The organism is Methylobacterium sp. CCH7-A2 (assembly GCF_001557075.1).
GTDB lineage: Bacteria > Pseudomonadota > Alphaproteobacteria > Rhizobiales > Beijerinckiaceae > Allobosea > Allobosea massiliensis.
The window spans coordinates 36,336-53,812 of sequence record NZ_LSKN01000308.1 but is presented as its reverse complement, the minus strand read 5'-3'; the positions used below and the strand labels follow the sequence as shown (position 1 = coordinate 53,812).

Here is a 17,477-nt window from a genome sequence, read left to right as displayed (position 1 = left end):
GGCGACACAACGCCGCCGGCCCGAGGATCAAGCCCACCATGCCTGACACCACCCGCACGCTGATGGTGTGCTCGTGCGAGGACACCATGCCGCTCGATGCGGCGGCCATCGCACGCGGCTGCAAGGGCGCCGATATCCGCAGCGCGCGCCATCTCTGCCGGACGCAGACCGACCTCTTCACGCGCGCATTGGGCGAGAGCCAGGCCATCACCGTCGCCTGTACGCAGGAGGCACCGCTGTTCGAGGAGATTGCGGCCGATCTCGATTATGCGGGCGATCTCGTCTTCACCAATATCCGCGAGACGGGCGGCTGGTCGCGCGAGGCCAAGGCGGCCGGGCCGAAAATGGCGGCGCTGCTGGCGGCGGCGGCCGAGCCGATGCCGCCGATCTCCTTCACGACCCTGACCAGCAAGGGCGTCGCCCTGGTCTATGGCCGCGACGAGACGGCACTGTCCGTCGGGCAGCGTCTCTCGGAGCATCTCGACGTCACCATCCTGATCAGCCGGCCCGGGGAGATCACGCCGCCGCGCGTGGTCGAGACGCCGGTGCTGAAGGGCACCATCGTCGCCGCGACCGGCTGGCTCGGCGCCTTCGAGCTGCGCATCGACGATTATGCCGCGCCGGCCCCCTCCTCCCGCGCCCGCCTCGTCTTCGGCGAGCCCCGCAATGGCGCGACCTCGCATTGCGACATCGTCATCGACGTCTCGGGCGGGACGCCTCTGTTTCCCGCCGGCGAGTTGCGGGCGGGCTATCTGCGGGCCGACCCGGCGAGCCCCGCCGCAATCGAGAAGCTGATCGCGGAAGCCGGCCATCTCGTCGGGGAGTTCGACAAGCCGACCTATGTCCGGCTGAACGAGGATCTCTGCGCGCATTCGCGCTCGAAGAAGACCGGCTGCACGCGCTGCCTCGAGCTCTGCCCCACCGGGGCCATCACCCCGAACGGCGACCATGTCGCGATCTCGGCCGAGATCTGCGCCGGCTGCGGCGCCTGCGCCGCCGTCTGCCCGACCGGTGCTGTGACCTATGCGCTGCCGCCGGCGGACGCGCTGCTGCGCCGGCTGCGGACGCTGCTGACCACCTATGCCGAGGCCGGTGGCCGCGAGCCGGTCGTGCTGCTGCATGACGAGGCGCATGGCGAGCCGCTGATCGACGCGCTCGCCCGCTTCGGCGAAGGGCTGCCGGCCCGCGTGCTGCCGCTGCGCGTCAACGAGATCACCCAGATCGGGCTCGACGCCTTCGCGGCGGCGCTCGCCTTCGGCGCGGCCTCGATTCAGGTGTTGAGCCGCGCCCGTCCCAAGCACGATCTCTCAGGCCTGCAGCGCAACCTCGCCTATGCCGAGACGCTCGCCGCGGCGCTCGGCTATGGCGCCGGCAGTGCCGGGCTGATCGAGACCGACGATCCCGAGCAGCTGGCGGCGGCGCTGGCGCGGGTCGTGCCGGGCACGGTCTCGCCGAAGCCGGCGCGCTTCCGCCCGATGGGCGAAGGCCGGCCGCTGCTGCGCCAGACGATCGGCGAGCTACACGCCGCGGCGCCGATGCCGGTGGCCACGGTGGCGCTGCCGCCGCGCGCGCCCTTCGGCACCGTGCATGTCGACACCGATGGCTGCACGCTCTGCCTGGCCTGCGTCTCGGCCTGCCCGGTGCAGGCGCTGTCCGATGATCCCGAGCGGCCGACCCTCGCCTTCCAGGAGGACCTCTGCGTGCAGTGCGGGCTCTGCGCCGCGACCTGCCCGGAGAAGGTCATCACGCTGGAGCCGCGCATCGATTTCGAGGCCTGGAAGGGCGGCAAGCGCGTGATCAAGCAGGAGGAGCCGTTCCACTGCATTGCCTGCGCCAAGCCCTTCGGCGTGCGTAGCACGATCGAGAAGATCACCGCCAAGCTCGAGAACAAGCACTGGATGTTCTCCGGCGACGCGGCGAAGCGCATCTCGGTTTTGAAGATGTGCGAGGATTGCCGCGTCGAGGTCGTCGTCAACGAGAGCTTCGACCCGCATCTCTCGCCGCAGCGCCCGCCGGTGCGCACGACCGAGGACTACCTGCGCGAGAGGGCGGAGCGCGGGGACGATCCGCTGCAGTAGGCGTCATGCTCGGGCTTGACCCGAGCATCTCTGACAGCAGCGATCTGGTTCAGGAGATTCTCGGGTCAAGCCCGAGACTGACGCCTATTTTGTCACCTTCTCCAGCCAGTCGACCAGCGCCTGCCGGTCTTCGGCCGAACTGATCGTCTGCTCGGGCATCTTGGTGCCCGGCGTGTAGGCGTTGGGGCCGATCTCGAAGAGCTTCGCCACCGTCTCCTTGGTCCAGACGATGTCCATCGTCCTGAAGGCCTCGGAATAGGCGTAGCCCGGCGCGGTGGCGATGCGGCGGCCGAAGATGCCGTGCAGTGTCGGCCCGGCGCGGTTGCCGTCCGACGGGGTCAGGGTGTGGCAGGCGGCACAGGCGCGGAAGACCTGCGCGCCACGCTCGCCGTTGAAGGCGGCGAGCACATCCGCTCCGGCGCGCGGCACGACCGTGCCGATGTGTTCGCCCGTGACGGCGTTCCAGCGGCGCACGAGCCGGTCGGCGCCGCCCGAGAGGATTTGCTTGCCGTCTGGAAGGAAGGCGAGCGACCAGACCGGAAGGCCCGGCCCGACAAGCGTCGCGCGGATGCGGCGTGCGGCGCGGTCGATCAGTGCGACCTGCCCGCGCAGGCCGCCGGCGGCCAGCGTCGTGCCGTCGGCCGAGAGCGCCAGCGCGATCAGCGGCGTCTCGCCGACAGTCACCTCCCCGCGCGCCTCGCCATCCGGCCCGAAGAGCCGCAGCCGCCCGTCCGCCGCGGCGACGGCGATTTCGCCATCGGCGGCCACGACGACCCCGTTCAGCGGCGCTGGCAGCGTCACGATCCGGGGGGCGCCGGCATCCGCCGGCCAGATCCGCAAGGTCGCGTCATAGCCGGCGGTGACGAGGCCGCCGCCGGGCAGGAAGGCGACGCCGTTGACCGGCCCCTGATGGCCCTCGAAGGCGACCGCAGCGCCGCCCTCGCGGGTCGTCACCCGCGCCGTCCCGTCCCAGGAGGCGGAAGCGATGCGGCGCCCGTCGGCCGAGACCGCCAGTGCGGCCACCGGCCCCCTATGGCCCTCGACGACCTCGGCCGGCGCGGCCGCCGCCCCGCGCCAGAGCGCGATGCGCCCATCCTCGGCACCGGTGGCGAAGCCGAGGCCCGGCACGGCCGCGACCGCATTGACCGCGCCCTCATGGAAGCGCAGCACGGCCTCCGCCGTGCCGCCCGACAGGCTCCAGAGGATCGCCGACTGGTCGAAGGAGCCGGTCATGGCGGTCGTCCCGTCGGGCGCGACCGCGATGGCGCGCACCGGCCCGCCATGGCCGCGCAGCTCCTGGGCGGCGACGGGTTGGGCGAGACAGAGAAAAAGGATGAGGGGCTTCAGGAGGGGTCGCATCTTTCCATCATGCCGGCTCCCCGGCGCCGTGACAAAGCGGCCAGTTGCCCCGGTGCGACCGGCCATCCTATGAAGCGGCGCCCCTCCTGCTGGTTACCGCCATGACCGCCACGCCTCTCAATCTTCGCGGCCTGAAATGCCCCCTGCCGGCGCTGCGGGTCCGCAAGGCGCTGAAGGGTGCGGCGCCCGGTACGCTGTTGCTGGTCGAATGCACCGATCCGATGGCGGCCATCGACATTCCCAACCTGATGCGCGAAACCGGGGATGCGATCGAGGAGAGCCGCAGCGACGGCGACCTGCTCGTCTTCCACATCCGCAAGGCGCCGGCCTGAGCCGCGCCGATAGGAGTTCAGCCCTTGGCCCTCACCCAAGCCGACATCCTGCGCGCGCTCGAGCTGGTGAAGCTGCCGGCCAGCGGCCAGTCGCTCTCCGCCTCGGGCCGCGTCGCCGACATCCTGATCGACGGCGGCAAGGTGATCTTCGCCATCGGCATCGACGCCACCGAAGCCGCCGCCATGGAGCCGGTGCGCAAGGCGGCCGAAAGCGCCGTCTCGGGCCTCCCCGGCGTGAACCAGGTCCTCGTCGGGCTGACCGCCGACAAGGCGCCCTCCTCGGCCGCAGCGCAGGCACGGCAGCAGGCCCAGCGTCCCACTCCCGGTGCGGGGCCCGGTGGCCCGACGCCGAAGGCGGCCGGCGTGCCCGGCGTGAAGCAGATCATCGCGGTCGCCTCCGGCAAGGGCGGCGTCGGCAAGTCGACCACCACCGCCAATCTCGCCGTGGCCCTCAGCGTTCTCGGCCTCAAGGTCGGCGTGCTCGATGCCGACATCTATGGCCCCTCGGTGCCCAAGATCTTCGGCATCACCGGCAAGCCGCGGCTGGTCTCCGGGCGGACGCTGGCGCCGATGGAGGCCTATGGGCTGAAGATCATGTCGATCGGATTCCTCATCGACGAGGAGACGCCGATGATCTGGCGCGGGCCGATGGTGATCTCGGCCATCACCCAGATGCTGCGCGAGGTCGCCTGGGGCGAGCTCGACGTGCTCGTCGTCGACATGCCGCCCGGCACCGGCGACGCGCAGCTGACCATGGCGCAGCAGACGCCGCTGGCCGGCGCCGTCATCGTCTCGACGCCGCAGGATCTGGCGCTGCTCGACGCGCGCCGCGGCGTCGCGATGTTCAAGAAGGTCGAGGTGCCGATCCTCGGCATCGTCGAGAATATGAGCTATTTCATCTGCCCGGAATGCGGCACGCGCTCGGACATCTTCGCCCATGGCGGGGCGCGGCATGAGGCGGAGCGCCTTGGCGTGCCTTTCCTCGGCGAGGTGCCGCTGGCCATGCCGATCCGCGAGACCTCCGATTCAGGCCGCCCGATCGTGGCGAGCGATCCGGACTCGGCGCACGCCAAGGCCTATCTCGCGATCGCGCGGCAGGTGATGGCGTCGATGGCCGGAGGCGCCGCCAAGGCCGCGCCGCGCATCGTCATCGAGTGAGGGCGGAGCTCGCTGGCGCGACCTCGACGTCATTCTCGGGCGAAGCGAAGCGCAGACCCGAGAATCTCAGGATGATGAAGCGGCACGCTTGCGGCGGCACGAGATGCTCGGGTCAAGCCCGAGCGTGACGGCCTGGCTCGGGCGCCGCTTCAGCCGTTCAAAGCCGGACGCCACCGGTCGTGAAAGCGACGTCGACGGGCTTCTGGAAATAATCGTTGAGGACGAGGCTCGCGCCGAAGGCGAGGATGGCGGCGACAGCGACAGCGGCGACGAACGACTTCATGATCTTCCCCCGAGAGGCGACACGGCAGCGATAAGCCGCTCTTATACAAGACAGATAGCGAAGGACAGCGGGCGCTTCAAGCGGTCGCAAGAGTGGCGAAAAGCCGCTCGGCCTCGTCCAGATCCTCGGGCCTGTTGGCGTTGAAGAAGGGATCGACCGGATCGACCGGCCACTCCGCGCTGGCGCAGCCATGGCGGGCGGTCCAGCGGTCGATCTTGCGCTCGTCCTCGACCGTCAGCGCCCGGCGCAGATTGTCCCTCAGCGACACCGGCCAGAGCCCGATCACCGGATGCGTCCAGCCGCCCGAGGCGGCGCAGGCGAGCGGGACGCCCTGCTCCTCGCGCGCCTCGTGCAGACGGGCGACGAGATCACGCGGGATGAAGGGCGTGTCGGCGGCGACGCTGACGAGCCATTCGGTCTCGGGCCGATGGGCCGCCATCCAGTCGAGCCCGGCGAGGATGCCAGCGAGCGGTCCGGCGAAATCGGGCACGCTGTCGGCGACCACCGGCAGGCCGTAATCCGCGAAGCGGGCGGGATCGCCATTGGCGTTGACCAGCAGGCGATCGCATTGGGGCGCCAGGCGCTCGATGACATGGGCGAGGATGCTGCGGCCCGCGATGGTCCGCAGCGGCTTGTCACCGCCGCCCATGCGGCGCGCGAGGCCGCCGGCGAGGAGGAGGCCGAGGGTGGGGGGCATCACGACGCAATTCCCTGCAGGCGACGCATTTCCTGGGCGACAGCCTCGGCATCGGCGATGCCGATGAAGCCGTCCCTGATCATGTCAGGACCGCTGTCACTGGGAGGCGCCGGTCGATCCAGAAAAATGACGCTTCCAATCGGCTTACCGCTGTTTTCAACCTCGACCGAGCGGATCGCAGCGAGACGAGCATCTGTCACTGCGCTTCCTTCCACGATGATCGCTCGGCGGTCGGTCAGGAGGTACGTCAGCCCCCTCGCGCGCCGAAACCGAACTGCCGGCCAGCTCACAGCAAGCACACCGCACGCTGCGAGGAACGCGCAGAACACCGGAACGACCATGCCGACGCCACTCCAGCGTCCTTCCCGAAAAGATTGAGCTGCAATAAGCCCCGCAACAACAATCCCCCCTGAGCCAACCAGCAGCGGCACCCACGCCTGTCTCTGACCGTAGCGCCACGGATCAGGCCGACCCCACCAGATTGCCTGCTCGCCAGGATCAAGCAAATGCGTGGGACACGGCAAATCCGTTCGGGGCGCAAGGCCGCTCAATCGTCGCCCCCCGCCCCCTTGCGGCGGCTTTTCCCGCCCTCTTCCTCGACCGTGTCCGGGTCCTGGTCGAAGACGATGTTCTGCTCGCCGGCGAGCGCGACGAAGCGCTTGCCGCGAGCCCGGCCGATCAGGGTGAGGCCTGCCTTGCGCGCCAGTTCGACGCCCCATTCGGTGAAGCCGGAGCGGGAGACCAGCACGGGGATGCCCATGCGGACGGTCTTGATGACCATCTCGGAGGTCAGGCGGCCGGTGGTGTAAAAGATCATCTTCGCGGGATCGACATTGTGCCGGAACATCCAGCCCGCGACCTTGTCGACGGCGTTGTGGCGGCCGACATCCTCCATATAGACCAAGGGCCTGTCGGCCTCGCAGAGCACGCAGCCATGGATGGCGCCGGCCTCGAGATAGAGCGAGGGCGTGGTATTGATCTTCTTCGTCAGGGCATAGAGCCAGCTGGTGCGGAGTTCCGCCTTGGGCAGTTCGATCTCGTCGATCGCTTCCATCAGGTCGCCGAAGGCGGTCCCCTGGGCGCAGCCCGAGGTCAGCGTCTTCTTCTTCAGCTTCTCCTCGAAATTCGTGCGCTCCGGCGTGCGCACGACCACGACCTCGAGTTCCTCGTCGTAATCGACGGCGTCGACGACATCGCCGCGCTTGAGCATGTTCTGGTTGAGCAGATAACCCAGCGCCAGCGCGTCGGGATGGTCCCCGATCGTCATCATCGTGACGATCTCCTGCGCGTTCAGGTAGAGCGTCAGGGCCCGCTCGGTGACGACACGGGTCTCAACGGTCGCGCCGGTCTGGTCGATGCCCGAGACGGTCGCTCCGAGGCGGGCCGCCTGCGGGTCGGGCCGCACAAGATAATCGTCGAGGAAGCTCATATCCTGTGGCATCGCGCCCCTCCGCTCAGGCGGCGACCCGCGCGACGCCGAGCCCCCAGGACTCGACCGCCTCGGCCAGAGCCGGCAGCTCGGTCCAGTCCTCCCCCGCAAAGTCGCGGAAGGCGGGCAGCATGTCGCGCCGCACGGCGATCAGCACGGGCAGGCCCGCGAGCAGCGCCGCGGCGATCTCGTGCCGCAGACCCTTCCCCAGAGCCTCCTGCCGGCCGAATTTGTTGACGATGACGAGATCGGTTTTGTCCGCCAGCGCCGCGCCCAGCGCACCGCCGGCTGCCGCGAGGCCGGTCGCGTCGAGGCGGCAGCCGGTGGCGCCGGCGCCGCGGTTTTCGCTGATCGGGAAACGCGCGCCGCTGGCGAGGTCCTCCAGCGCCATCGCGAAACAACCGCTCTCGCAGGTGCCCTCATTGTGCTGGACGACGCCGCCGAGACGCAGGCCCCGCGCCTTCAGCCGCGAAGCGGCGTCGGCCATGAACCGGTCGATCTCGAAACCCGACGAATAGGGAATGACGGCCATCAGCATCAGGACCTCATCCCATGAATTGGGGGCTGCCACCAGTGGACATTCGCCGCAGGAGGAGCGGGCGTTTCGCGGCGAGAAGCGATCCCAGTGTTGCGCCGGACCTACAGTCTCGCCCGCCGGGGACGGCTACGGTTGAGATCCGCTCTCCGGGTGCTCGCCGGCAGAGCCTTTCCCTCGGTTCCCGTTTGATGCCACGTCACCTTGCCCCGACTCCGCTCGACCCGGCTGCCGACGCCGCGCTGCTGCTGCGCCGCATCGCCTTCGGCACGCTGGCGCTGCTGCTGCCGATCGCCTCTCTGGTCTCGCGCCGCGCCGCCGTCGTGCTGGCGCCGATCGGCGTCGTGCTGCTGGTGATTGCCGTGCTGATCGAGGACCCGCGCGATTTCGTCTCGCGCCTGAAGCGCAGCGTATTCAGCCTGCCCGGACTGATCCTGCTCGGCCTTGTCGGCTGGGCCGTGCTGTCGCTGGTTTGGAGCCCCTATACGGGCTCGGCGACGGAAAAAGCCGGCAACATCGTGCTTGCAGTCGCGCTCGGCTTTCTCGGCAATGCCGCGCTTCCTGACCGGATGCGGGCCTCGAACCTCAACCTCGCCCCGCTCGGAGCCGGCACGGCCGCCGCCTTCGCACTCGCGCTGATCGTGGCGACGGCGCTTCGCCATCAGGACACCGATGCCGGCGTCGAGCGTGGCATCAGCGTCATCCTGATCATGGCCTGGCCCGCCCTCGCCTGGCTGCTTTCGCGTGAGCGCGGCTTGAGCGCGCTCGGGCTCGCGCTGGTCGTCGGCCTGCTCTCGCTGACGCGATTCGAAGATGGCGAGGCCGTCGCGATGATCTGCGGCGCCGTCGCCTTCGGCGCGGTCAGCGCGAGCCGCGAGAAGGCCTCGGCCCTGATCGCGGCGGCGATCGCCGGGCTCATGTTGCTCGCGCCGATCCTGCCCTTCCTGCTGATTCCGATCGCCGCGCGCCTGCCGGACAGCGGGCTTATCGCCTCGCTCGCTACCTGGGCCGACGTCGTCAGCGGCGCGCCGATCCAGCTCGTGACCGGCCATGGGCTCGACACCGTGTTGCGCGGACGGCTGACTGGCGCGCTGCCGCCCGCGACGCCGACGACTCTGCTGTTCGAGACCTGGTACGAGCTCGGACTCGTCGGCGCGGCCGCCGCCGCCTTCTGCCTCTATGTCGCCATCCGGGCCGCGGGGCGGATGCCGAGCGCGCTCGCGGCCGGCGGTGTCGCGGCTTTCACCACGGCGTTCGCCCTCTCGGCGCTTGGCTTTGCGACGCTTCAGCCCTGGTGGCTGATGACGCTGACGGCGGTGGTGCTGCTGTTCGGCGCCATCGCGCGCGGGCAATACCGTACAGACCGGCCCGTCGCGCCGCTGCTCAAGCCCGCCGGCACGACGCGCCCGAAGGCCGGCACGCCCGCCTGATCGCGATCAGGCCGCCGCCTCGCGTGTCGCCTGCACGGCATGGCAGGCCACGCCGTCGATCACCGGCGGGTTTTCCACCCGGCAGCGGTCGAAGACGAGCGGGCAGCGCGGGTGGAAGGTGCAGCCCGGGGGCGGCGCGATCGGGTTCGGGATCTCGCCCTTCACCGATTGGCGCAGCTTGCCGACCATCGCGAGGTCGGGCACCGCGTCGAGCAGCATGCGGGTGTAGGGGTGGCGCGGCGCGGCGAAGAGCTGCCGCCCTTCCGAGACCTCCACGAGGCGGCCGAGATACATCACGCCGATGCGGCTCGCCATGTGCCGGACGACGGCGAGGTTGTGCGAGATGAAGAGATAGGTCAGCCCCAGCCGCTCCTGCAGGTCGCGCATCAGGTTGAGGATCTGGGCCTGGACCGAGACGTCGAGCGCCGAGGTCGGCTCGTCGCAGACGATGAACTCGGCGTCGGAGGCGAGCGCGCGGGCGATCGCGATGCGCTGGCGCTGGCCGCCCGAGAACTCGTGCGGGAACTTGCTGCGGTCGTCCGGATGCAGGCCGACGAGGCTGAGCAGTTCGCCGACGCGCTCGGCGATCGTCGCCTCGCCCTCGATCAGCCCGAAGGCGCGGATCGGTTCGGCGATGATGCGCCCGACCCGCCAGCGCGGATTGAGCGAGGCGTAAGGGTCCTGGAAGATCATCTGGATGCGCCGGCGCAGGCGCTGGCGCTCATCGGCCGCCGCCGCATCATGCATCGAGACGCCGTCGATGGTGACCGTGCCCGCCGAGGGCGGCAGCAGGCCGACCACCATGCGCGCCACGGTCGATTTGCCCGAACCGGATTCGCCGACCAGCGCGAAGGTCTCGCCCTTCCGGATGTCGAAGGAGACGCCGTCGACCGCTTTGAGGAACTGGCGCGGCGCGCGCTCGATGACGCGGTTGAGCCAGGGCTTCGAGACGTCGAAGACGCGCTTGAGATCGCGGACCTGGACGAGTGCGGCGGGATCGGCGGTCATGCGGCGACCTCGCTGTCGGTGCGCGTGTCGTAGAGATGGCAGGCGACCTTGCGGCTGCCGACGGCGATCGGCTCCGGCCGCTCGGTGCGGCAGCGGTCGAAGGCCTGGGCACAGCGCGGGTTGAAGGCGCAGCCTTGCGGGATGGCGGAGAGCCGCGGCATCGAGCCCGGGATCTGCACGAGCCGCGTGGTCTCACCCTCCAGCGAGGGGATCGCGCCCATCAACCCCTTCGCATAGGGGTGCAGCGGCTCCTTCACCACCTCGCGCACGGGACCGATCTCGGCGATGCGCCCGGCATACATCACCGCGACGCGGTCGGCCGTCTCGGCGATCACGCCCATATCGTGGGTGACGAGCATGACCGAGGTGCCGCGCTCGCGGCAGAGCGTCTTGATCAGCGCGATGATCTGCGCCTGCACCGAGACGTCGAGCGCGGTGGTCGGCTCGTCGGCGATGATGAATTCCGGCTCGGCGCAGAGCGCCAGCGCGATGACGACGCGCTGGCGCATGCCGCCGGAGAACTCGTGCGGGTAGCTGTCGATCCGCTTTTCGGGGGCGGGAATGCCGACTTCGTCGAGCAGGGCGATGGCGCGGGCCCGCGCCTGGGCAGCGTCGAGATCGGTGTGGACGCGGATCGTCTCGATCAGCTGCTCGCTGATCCGGTAGAGCGGGTTCAGGCTGGTCAGCGGATCCTGGAAGATCATGCCGATGCGCTTGCCGCGGACCTTGCGCATCGCCTCGTCGGGCAGGTCGTCGATGCGCTCGCCCGACAGCCTGACCTCGCCGCCGGCGATGCGGCCGGGCGGGTCGATCAGGCCGATGATGGCCGAGCCGGTGACCGACTTGCCGGCGCCGGATTCGCCGACCACGCCGAGCACCTCGCCGCGCGCGACGTCGAAGGAGATGCGATCCAGCGCGCGCAGCGTGCCGCGGCGGGTAACGAACTCGACCGTCAGGTCGCGGACGGAGAGGATCGGGGCAGCGTTTTCAAGCTCCATCGCGCTCATCTCAGCTTCGGGTTGAGCGCATCGCGCAGCCAGTCGCCGAACAGGTTGATCGACAAAGCGAGCAGCACCAGCACAAGCGAGGGAAACAGCAGGATCCACCACTCCCCGGAGAAGAGATATTGCTGACCGAAGCGGATCAGCGTGCCGAGCGAGGGCTGGGTCGGCGGCATGCCGACGCCGAGGAAGGAGAGCGTCGCCTCCTCGATGACGGCGAGCGCCAGGTTGATGGTCGCAATCACCAGCACGGGCCCGGCGACATTGGGCAGGACATGCTTGAGCATCACCGGCCAGGCCTTGAGCCCGATCAGCCGGGCGGCATCGACATAGACCTTGTTCTTCTCGACGAGCGTCGAGCCGCGCACGGTGCGGGCATATTGCGCCCAGTTCGACAGGCCGATGGCAACGACGAGGACGAGCAGCGTCATCTGCTCCTGCAGCGCCGGGGGGATCAGCCCGCGGGCCACGCCGAAGACCAGCAGCGCAACCAGGATCGCCGGAAAGGAGAGCTGCACGTCGGCGACGCGCATGATCAGCGCCTCGGTGCGGCCGCCGACATAGCCGGCGACGAGACCGAGCCCCACACCGATGACGAGCGAGAACAGCACGGAGGCCGCACCGACCAGCAGAGAGACGCGCGATCCGTAGAGGATGGCCGAAAAGATGTCTCTGCCCTGCGCGTCCGAGCCCAGCCAGAAGACCTTTCCGGTGATCTCGTTGGGCACCATCGGGCGGGAAAAACCGTCGGAGAGATCGAGCGAGGCAGGGTCGAAGGGATCATAGGGCGCGATCAGCGGCGCCGCGATTGCCGCCAGCACGAGCAGAAGCGCCAGCAGTGTCGCCACCACCGTCATCGGCGAGGAGCGAAAGGAGTAGGCGATATCGGAATCCCAGAGCCTCGCGAGGCGTCCGGGCGGCTTGGGGGAAGCAGGCATGCTGGTCATGATGCGAACCTCGCTCTCACTTCGCCATGGCCGGATTGCCCGTCCGCAGGCGCGGATCGAGCGCGACATAGACGAGATCGACCAGGAGCGAGGTCAGCACGAAGACGAAAGCCACGAAGAGGAGATAGGCCGACATCACAGGCACGTCGACGAACTGCACGGCATTGACGAAAAGCGCCCCCAGCCCCGGCCACTGGAACACCGTCTCGGTGACGATGGCGAAGGCGATGACGCCACCGAGCTGCACGCCGGCGATGGTGATGACCGGGATCAGCGTGTTGCGCAGCGCGTGGCGGAACTCGATGCGCCGCTCGGGAATGCCGCGCGCCCGTGCGAAGCGTATGAAGTCCGCCCGCATCACCTCCAGCATCTCGGAGCGGACGAGGCGCATGATCAGGGTGAGTTGCAGAAAGCCCAGGGTCAGCACCGGCAGAACCAGCGATTTCAGCCCGCTGGTCGTGAGCAGGCCGGTGGTCCACCAGCCGATCGCAACCGTGTCGCCGCGCCCGAAGGAAGGCAGCCAGCGCAACTCCACAGCAAAAATGTAGATCAGGCCGATGCCGATCAGGAAGGTCGGCAGGCTGACGCCGATCAGCGAGAGCGACATCACCAGATTGGCGAGCCAGCCATCGCGCCGGATGGCGGCATAGACGCCGAGCGCGATGCCGGTCACGAAGGCGAAGATCGCCGAGAGCACCGCGAGTTCGACCGTCGCCGGCAGCCGCTCGAGGATCAGCGTCGAGACCTTGCGACCCTGGCGGTAGGAGATGCCGAAATCACCCTGCGCCGCATCCGCGACGAAGCGGGCGAACTGCAGCGGCACGGGGTCGTTGAGGCCGAGACGCTCGGTCAGCTCGGCGCGGTCCTGCAGCGTCGCCTCCTGGCCGAGCATGTTGACCACGGGATCGCCGACGAAGCGGAACATCGAGAAGGCGATGAAGGCGACCGCCAGCATCACGACGATGCCCTGCATCAGCGAGCGCAGGATGTAGGCGAGCATTGCGCTGTCATTTCATCACGAAGCACAGGCCGGACACACCCTCCACGTCATCCCGGGCGGAGAGGAGCGGAGACCCGGGATCCATGCCGGAACGGCTCAGGCATGGATCCCGGATTAGCGCCGCTATGCGGCTTGTCCGGGATGACGATGGAGGTTCGAAAGCCAACTCGCCGGAACTACGAGCCCTTGAAGCTCACCATCTTCAGCTTCGGGTTGTTGCCGACGTCGACCGGGATATCGAGCGAGGTCTTCATCGCGTAGCTGAGCGACTGGTGGTGGATCGGCAGGTAGATTGTCTCGTCCTTCAGCCGGGTCCAGAGCTTCGCGATGGTCGCATCACGCTTGGCCAGATCGACCTCCTTCGAGAGCGACTCGATCATCGTGTCGACCTCGGCGTTCTTGAAGCCGGTCGCGTTCCAAGAGCCCTGCGAGCCGGTGCGCGAGTGGTACATGTAGGAGAAGATGTAGTCGGAATCGTAGGTCGGGACGCCCCAGCCGACGAGGTAGAACTCCGTCTCCGGCGGGTTCCGCTGGATCAGGTTGAAGTGGATCGACTTCGACTGCGAGACGAGGTTCACCTTCACGCCGATCTGGCCGAACATGCCGACCGCCGCCTGGCAGATGCCCTCGTCGTTGACATAGCGGTCATTGGGGCAGTGCAGCGTCACCGAGAAGCCGTTGGGATAGCCCGCTTCCGCGAGAAGGGCCTTCGCCTTGGCGTTGTCGACCGCGGGGAAGCTGTCCAGCTCCTTGGTCCAGCCATTGACGAAAGGCGGCATGATCACGCCCGTCGGCACCGATTCGCCGCGCATCACGACCCGCTGGATCGCCGGCCGGTTGATCGCCATGTTGAGAGCCTGGCGCACCCGCTTGTCCGCGAAGGGGTTCTTGCCCTGGACGTCGTCGCCCTTGAGGTCGGCGGAGGCGACGTCCATGCCGAAGAAGATGGTGCGGTTCTCGGCGCCGGAATTGACCCGCAGGTTCTGCTGGTTCTTGAGACGCGCGATGTCCTGCACCGGCACGTCCTGCACGAAGTCGACCTCGCCCGAGAGGAGCGCCGCGACGCGGGTCGCGTCCTGCTTGATCGGCACCAGCGTCAGCTCGGTGATCTGGAGCGGAACCTTGGCCTTGTTCCAGTAGGCGTCGTTGCGCTTCATCACCGTCTTCACATCGGCCTCGCGCGAGACGAGGATGAACGGGCCGGTGCCGTTGGCGTTGCGGACGGCGAAGTTCTCTTCCTTGTTCTTGAAGTCCTGTGCCTTGACGGCGTTGTTCTTCTCCGCCCAGGCCTTGCTCATGATGCGGATCGAGGAAGTGTTGTTGACCAGCAGCGGGTTCGGCCCCTTGGTCTTGATGCGCACCGTCAGGTCATCGACCTTGCTGACCTTCTCGACCGAGGTGAGATAGCCCTTGAAGTCCGAGGTCGGCTGCATGGCGCGCTCATAGGAAAACACCACGTCGTCGGCCGTGAAGGGCGTCCCGTCATGGAACTTGACGCCGGACTCCAGCTTGAACTCCCAGGTGGTCGGATCGTCCGGCAGGACGCGCCAGGACGAGGCCAGCAGCGGCAGCAGCTTGCCGGCGTGGTCACGCTCGGTCAGGCTTTCATAGATGTGCTGGTTGAGCGACGTCGTCGGCCCCTCGTTCTGGGCATGGGGATCGATCGTCAGGGCGTCGCCGGCAGCGGCCCATTTCAGGGGTCGGGCCTCGGCGGCGCCGAGCGCCAGCAGCGAAACCCCGAGCAAAGCGGCCGCAAGGCCGAACACACGCGCTTTCATCGAATCACACCTCCCCTTGCAGGCACCGCGCGGCGCCTGAAAGGCAGGATGTTAGGGGCAGGCCGCGCGCGAGTCACGGGTCTCCCGCGCGGCAGACGCATGGCTGGGTGCACGCGCTGCACAAGTTTTCGTCATCTGCAGCGACGGAGCTCTAACGCGCGAGGTCGGCAATGAGCTTGCGCACGAACTGCGTGCCGGCCTCGAGCTGGTCGAGCGTGATGAACTCGTCCGGCTGGTGGGCCTGGGCGATGTCGCCCGGACCGCAGACCACGGTCGACCAGCCGGCGCGCTGGAACAGGCCGCCTTCCGTGCCATAGGCCACGACATGGCGGCCATTATCGCCGGTCAGGCGGCGGCAGAGCTCCTCGGCCGCGCCGTTCTCCTCCGGCCCCATTGCCGGGGTGTCGGAGGTCACGACGAAATCGATGCCGGTCTCGGGGGCGATCGCCTGCATCTGCGCTTCCAGCGCCGCGACCTCGGCGCGGTAGCGCTGCTCGTAGCTCTCGAAGCTCTCACCCGGGACGCAGCGAACCTCATGGGTGAACATGCAGTTCTCGGCCGTGATGTTGACCGCCGTCCCCCCATTCACCACGCCGACGTGGAGCGTCGTGTAGGGCGGCTCGAAACCGTTACCCGGCGCGGTGCGGGCCTTGTTCTCGGCCATCACCTGGTTGTGCCAGTCGATCAGGCGGCCCGCGATCATCACCGCCGGCACGCCGACATCGACGCGGCTGGAATGGACGGCGTGGCCGCGCACCGTCGTCCTCATCCGCATGCCGCCCTTGTGGCCGGTGACGACGTGCATCATCGAGGGCTCGCCGACGATGACGGCCGATGGCTTCAAACCGTCCTTCGTCATCGCCTCGATCATGACGCGGGCGCCCTGGCAGCCGACCTCCTCGTCATAAGAGAGCGCGATGTGGATCGGCCGCTTCAGCGGCGCCGCCAGCATCTCGGGCACCAGCGCCAGTGCGATGGCGTCGAAGCCCTTCATGTCGCAGGTGCCGCGGCCGTAGAGCTTGCCGTCCCGCTCGGTCAGCGTCCAGGGATCGGAACTCCAGTCCTGCCCGGCGACCGGAACGACATCGGTGTGGCCGGAGAGGACGACGCCGCCGTCAACCTTCGGGCCGATCCTGGCGTAGAGATTGGCTTTCTGCCCGTCGGGGCTGGGCGCCAGACGGCTCTCGACACCGAGGTCTGCGAGATAGTCGCGGCAGAAATCGATCAGCTCGAGATTGCTGCGCTGCGATTCCGTGTTGAACGAAACCAGCCGGGCCAGCATCTCCTTGGGGGTCATCGTCACGCGGCTTCACTCCAAATGGCGCTGCGAGGCAGGTTTCGTGCCGGGGCCGGCCCGGCGCTGCCCTGATATATGTTCCTAGGCCTCTGCTCCGCCGCTGCCAACGATCCGTTTCCGTCCGTTGCCGGGGCCGCCTATAACGACGGCTCAAGACACGAGGCCCAGCATGACATTCGACGTCACCCTTGCCGATATCCAGGCTGCCGCTGCGCGCATCGCCGGCAAGATCCGGCGCACGCCGACCTATTTCAGTGCCGGCCTCTCGGCGCGGCTGGGCGTCGAAACGGTCGTCAAGGTCGAGAGCCTGCAGCTCGGCGGTTCGTTCAAGGTCCGGGGCTGCTTCAACAAGCTGATGGCACTGAGCGAGCGGGAGCTTGCCCGCGGCGTCGTGACCGTGTCGGGCGGCAATCATGCGATTGCGGTCGCGCTGGTCGCCAAGACGATGGGCTGCCGCGCGCTGGTGCTGATGCCGCAGAACGCGGCGGCCTTCAATGTCGAGATGGCGCGTTCGCTGGGGGCCGAGATCGAGCTCTGCGCGGATTCGATCGAAGCCTTCGCGAAGGCTGAAGTCTACGCGGCCCAGGGCATGACCCATGTCCATTCCTATGACGATCCGGCGATCATCGCCGGCCATGGCTCGCTCGGGCTCGAGATGAACAACGATGCCGGCGGGCGGCTCGACCACGTCTTCATCTTGATTGGCGGCGGCGGCTTCGCGGCCGGCGTCGGCGCGGCGATGAAGGGGCTCGACCCCGCCCTGCGCATCCATGGCGTCGAAACCGAGGGCGCGACCGCGATGACGCAGGCGCTGGCGGCCGGCAAGCCGGTGCCGATCCGCCCGACCTCGATCGCACGCACGCTCGGCGCCCCCTTCGCGACAGAGCGGACCATGGCCGCCGCGCGGCAGTTCCTCGAGGACATCGTGATCGTGCCGGACGCCGAGGCCGTGCGCGAGATCACCTGGGTGCTGCAGAACGGGCGCGTGCTGCTGGAGCCGGCGGCCTCCTGCGTGGTGGCCGCGGCGCTGGCGCGCAAGGCGATCTTCAAGCCCGGCGAGCGGGTCGGGCTCGTGCTCTGCGGCTCGAATGTCGCGCTCGACGACATTGCCGCCTGGCGGACGCAGTTCGGGGTTTGAAGCGCCT

17 protein-coding genes are annotated in these 17,477 nt (G+C 68.6%); 5 read left to right on the top strand and 12 right to left on the bottom strand.

The window, feature by feature from the left end:
• The first annotated feature begins 38 nt into the window (after positions 1–38).
• Complete coding sequence (locus AX750_RS23915; protein WP_068074440.1) at positions 39–2,078, top strand: 4Fe-4S binding protein; 2,040 nt, start codon at positions 39–41, stop codon at positions 2,076–2,078.
• An 84-nt stretch (positions 2,079–2,162) separates the two neighbouring features.
• Here the strand turns inward: AX750_RS23915 and AX750_RS23910 are convergent, their stop codons facing one another.
• On the bottom strand, positions 2,163–3,437 hold the full coding sequence (locus tag AX750_RS23910) for a c-type cytochrome (RefSeq protein ID WP_066718145.1): 1,275 nt from the start codon (positions 3,435–3,437) through the stop codon (positions 2,163–2,165).
• Between the two features lie 101 nt (positions 3,438–3,538).
• Between AX750_RS23910 and AX750_RS23905 the strand changes: the two genes are divergently transcribed.
• Positions 3,539–3,769: a sulfurtransferase TusA family protein gene (locus AX750_RS23905; RefSeq protein WP_066718143.1), complete on the top strand. Its 231-nt coding sequence runs from the start codon at positions 3,539–3,541 to the stop codon at positions 3,767–3,769.
• 24 nt (positions 3,770–3,793) lie between these two features.
• Complete coding sequence (locus tag AX750_RS23900) at positions 3,794–4,927, top strand: Mrp/NBP35 family ATP-binding protein (RefSeq protein ID WP_066718140.1); 1,134 nt, start codon at positions 3,794–3,796, stop codon at positions 4,925–4,927.
• A gap of 157 nt (positions 4,928–5,084) precedes the next feature.
• Here AX750_RS23900 and AX750_RS27100 read toward each other — a convergent pair whose 3' ends face one another.
• The 5 genes from AX750_RS27100 to AX750_RS23880 all read right to left on the bottom strand — a co-directional run bounded on the left by AX750_RS27100 (position 5,085) and on the right by AX750_RS23880 (position 7,874).
• A complete protein-coding gene (locus AX750_RS27100) occupies positions 5,085–5,210 on the bottom strand; it encodes a hypothetical protein (protein ID WP_280939924.1) in 126 nt (41 codons plus the stop codon).
• A gap of 76 nt (positions 5,211–5,286) precedes the next feature.
• Positions 5,287–5,907: a molybdenum cofactor guanylyltransferase MobA gene (mobA, locus tag AX750_RS23895; RefSeq protein WP_066718137.1), complete on the bottom strand. Its 621-nt coding sequence runs from the start codon at positions 5,905–5,907 to the stop codon at positions 5,287–5,289.
• Entirely contained in the window at positions 5,907–6,338 is a 432-nt protein-coding gene (locus AX750_RS23890) for a hypothetical protein (protein WP_156446447.1), read from the bottom strand. Before AX750_RS23890 ends, mobA begins: the two co-directional genes overlap by 1 nt.
• 116 nt (positions 6,339–6,454) lie before the next feature.
• On the bottom strand, positions 6,455–7,348 hold the full coding sequence (locus AX750_RS23885) for a formate dehydrogenase accessory sulfurtransferase FdhD (RefSeq protein ID WP_156446446.1): 894 nt from the start codon (positions 7,346–7,348) through the stop codon (positions 6,455–6,457).
• Positions 7,349–7,361: 13 nt separating this feature from the next.
• The gene (locus AX750_RS23880) at positions 7,362–7,874 is read right to left on the bottom strand and encodes a DUF2478 domain-containing protein (protein ID WP_066718128.1); all 513 of its coding nucleotides are present in this window, start codon (positions 7,872–7,874) and stop codon (positions 7,362–7,364) included.
• A gap of 188 nt (positions 7,875–8,062) precedes the next feature.
• On the opposite strand from AX750_RS23880, the gene AX750_RS23875 reads away from it, so the two are divergent.
• A complete protein-coding gene (locus AX750_RS23875; RefSeq protein ID WP_066718125.1) occupies positions 8,063–9,301 on the top strand; it encodes a hypothetical protein in 1,239 nt (412 codons plus the stop codon).
• 6 nt (positions 9,302–9,307) lie between these two features.
• On the opposite strand, the gene AX750_RS23870 is transcribed toward AX750_RS23875, so the two are convergent.
• The 6 genes from AX750_RS23870 to argE all read right to left on the bottom strand — a co-directional run bounded on the left by AX750_RS23870 (position 9,308) and on the right by argE (position 16,332).
• Positions 9,308–10,309, bottom strand: a complete 1,002-nt coding sequence (locus tag AX750_RS23870) for an oligopeptide/dipeptide ABC transporter ATP-binding protein (protein ID WP_066718123.1) — start codon at positions 10,307–10,309, stop codon at positions 9,308–9,310.
• Positions 10,306–11,307, bottom strand: a complete 1,002-nt coding sequence (locus AX750_RS23865; protein WP_066718121.1) for an ABC transporter ATP-binding protein — start codon at positions 11,305–11,307, stop codon at positions 10,306–10,308. Before AX750_RS23865 ends, AX750_RS23870 begins: the two co-directional genes overlap by 4 nt.
• 5 nt (positions 11,308–11,312) lie before the next feature.
• Positions 11,313–12,257, bottom strand: coding sequence for an ABC transporter permease (locus AX750_RS23860; protein ID WP_156446445.1), 945 nt, complete (start codon positions 12,255–12,257; stop codon positions 11,313–11,315).
• Between the two features lie 16 nt (positions 12,258–12,273).
• Positions 12,274–13,257 (bottom strand): ABC transporter permease, encoded by a 984-nt coding sequence (locus AX750_RS23855; protein ID WP_066718118.1) that lies wholly within the window; start codon positions 13,255–13,257, stop codon positions 12,274–12,276.
• A gap of 176 nt (positions 13,258–13,433) precedes the next feature.
• Positions 13,434–15,035, bottom strand: a complete 1,602-nt coding sequence (locus AX750_RS23850) for an ABC transporter substrate-binding protein (protein ID WP_066718105.1) — start codon at positions 15,033–15,035, stop codon at positions 13,434–13,436.
• A 151-nt stretch (positions 15,036–15,186) separates the two neighbouring features.
• Positions 15,187–16,332, bottom strand: a complete 1,146-nt coding sequence (gene argE / locus AX750_RS23845) for an acetylornithine deacetylase (protein WP_066718163.1) — start codon at positions 16,330–16,332, stop codon at positions 15,187–15,189.
• A gap of 169 nt (positions 16,333–16,501) precedes the next feature.
• Here argE and AX750_RS23840 point away from each other — a divergent pair, with 169 nt between their 5' ends.
• On the top strand, positions 16,502–17,470 hold the full coding sequence (locus AX750_RS23840; RefSeq protein WP_066718103.1) for a pyridoxal-phosphate dependent enzyme: 969 nt from the start codon (positions 16,502–16,504) through the stop codon (positions 17,468–17,470).
• Positions 17,471–17,477: the final 7 nt, after the last annotated feature.

Bases quoted from the DNA above. Each gene is read 5' to 3' on its own strand.
- AX750_RS23915 (WP_068074440.1), top strand. From the start codon at position 39: ATGCCTGACACCACCCGCACGCTGATGGTGTGCTCGTGCGAGGACACC.
- AX750_RS23910 (WP_066718145.1), bottom strand. From the start codon at position 3,437: ATGCGACCCCTCCTGAAGCCCCTCATCCTTTTTCTCTGTCTCGCCCAA.
- AX750_RS23905 (WP_066718143.1), top strand. From the start codon at position 3,539: ATGACCGCCACGCCTCTCAATCTTCGCGGCCTGAAATGCCCCCTGCCG.
- AX750_RS27100 (WP_280939924.1), bottom strand. From the start codon at position 5,210: ATGAAGTCGTTCGTCGCCGCTGTCGCTGTCGCCGCCATCCTCGCCTTC.
- mobA (WP_066718137.1), bottom strand. From the start codon at position 5,907: ATGCCCCCCACCCTCGGCCTCCTCCTCGCCGGCGGCCTCGCGCGCCGC.
- AX750_RS23885 (WP_156446446.1), bottom strand. From the start codon at position 7,348: ATGCCACAGGATATGAGCTTCCTCGACGATTATCTTGTGCGGCCCGAC.
- AX750_RS23880 (WP_066718128.1), bottom strand. From the start codon at position 7,874: ATGCTGATGGCCGTCATTCCCTATTCGTCGGGTTTCGAGATCGACCGG.
- AX750_RS23875 (WP_066718125.1), top strand. From the start codon at position 8,063: ATGCCACGTCACCTTGCCCCGACTCCGCTCGACCCGGCTGCCGACGCC.
- AX750_RS23870 (WP_066718123.1), bottom strand. From the start codon at position 10,309: ATGACCGCCGATCCCGCCGCACTCGTCCAGGTCCGCGATCTCAAGCGC.
- AX750_RS23865 (WP_066718121.1), bottom strand. From the start codon at position 11,307: ATGGAGCTTGAAAACGCTGCCCCGATCCTCTCCGTCCGCGACCTGACG.
- AX750_RS23860 (WP_156446445.1), bottom strand. From the start codon at position 12,257: ATGACCAGCATGCCTGCTTCCCCCAAGCCGCCCGGACGCCTCGCGAGG.
- AX750_RS23855 (WP_066718118.1), bottom strand. From the start codon at position 13,257: ATGCTCGCCTACATCCTGCGCTCGCTGATGCAGGGCATCGTCGTGATG.
- AX750_RS23850 (WP_066718105.1), bottom strand. From the start codon at position 15,035: ATGAAAGCGCGTGTGTTCGGCCTTGCGGCCGCTTTGCTCGGGGTTTCG.
- argE (WP_066718163.1), bottom strand. From the start codon at position 16,332: ATGACCCCCAAGGAGATGCTGGCCCGGCTGGTTTCGTTCAACACGGAA.
- AX750_RS23840 (WP_066718103.1), top strand. From the start codon at position 16,502: ATGACATTCGACGTCACCCTTGCCGATATCCAGGCTGCCGCTGCGCGC.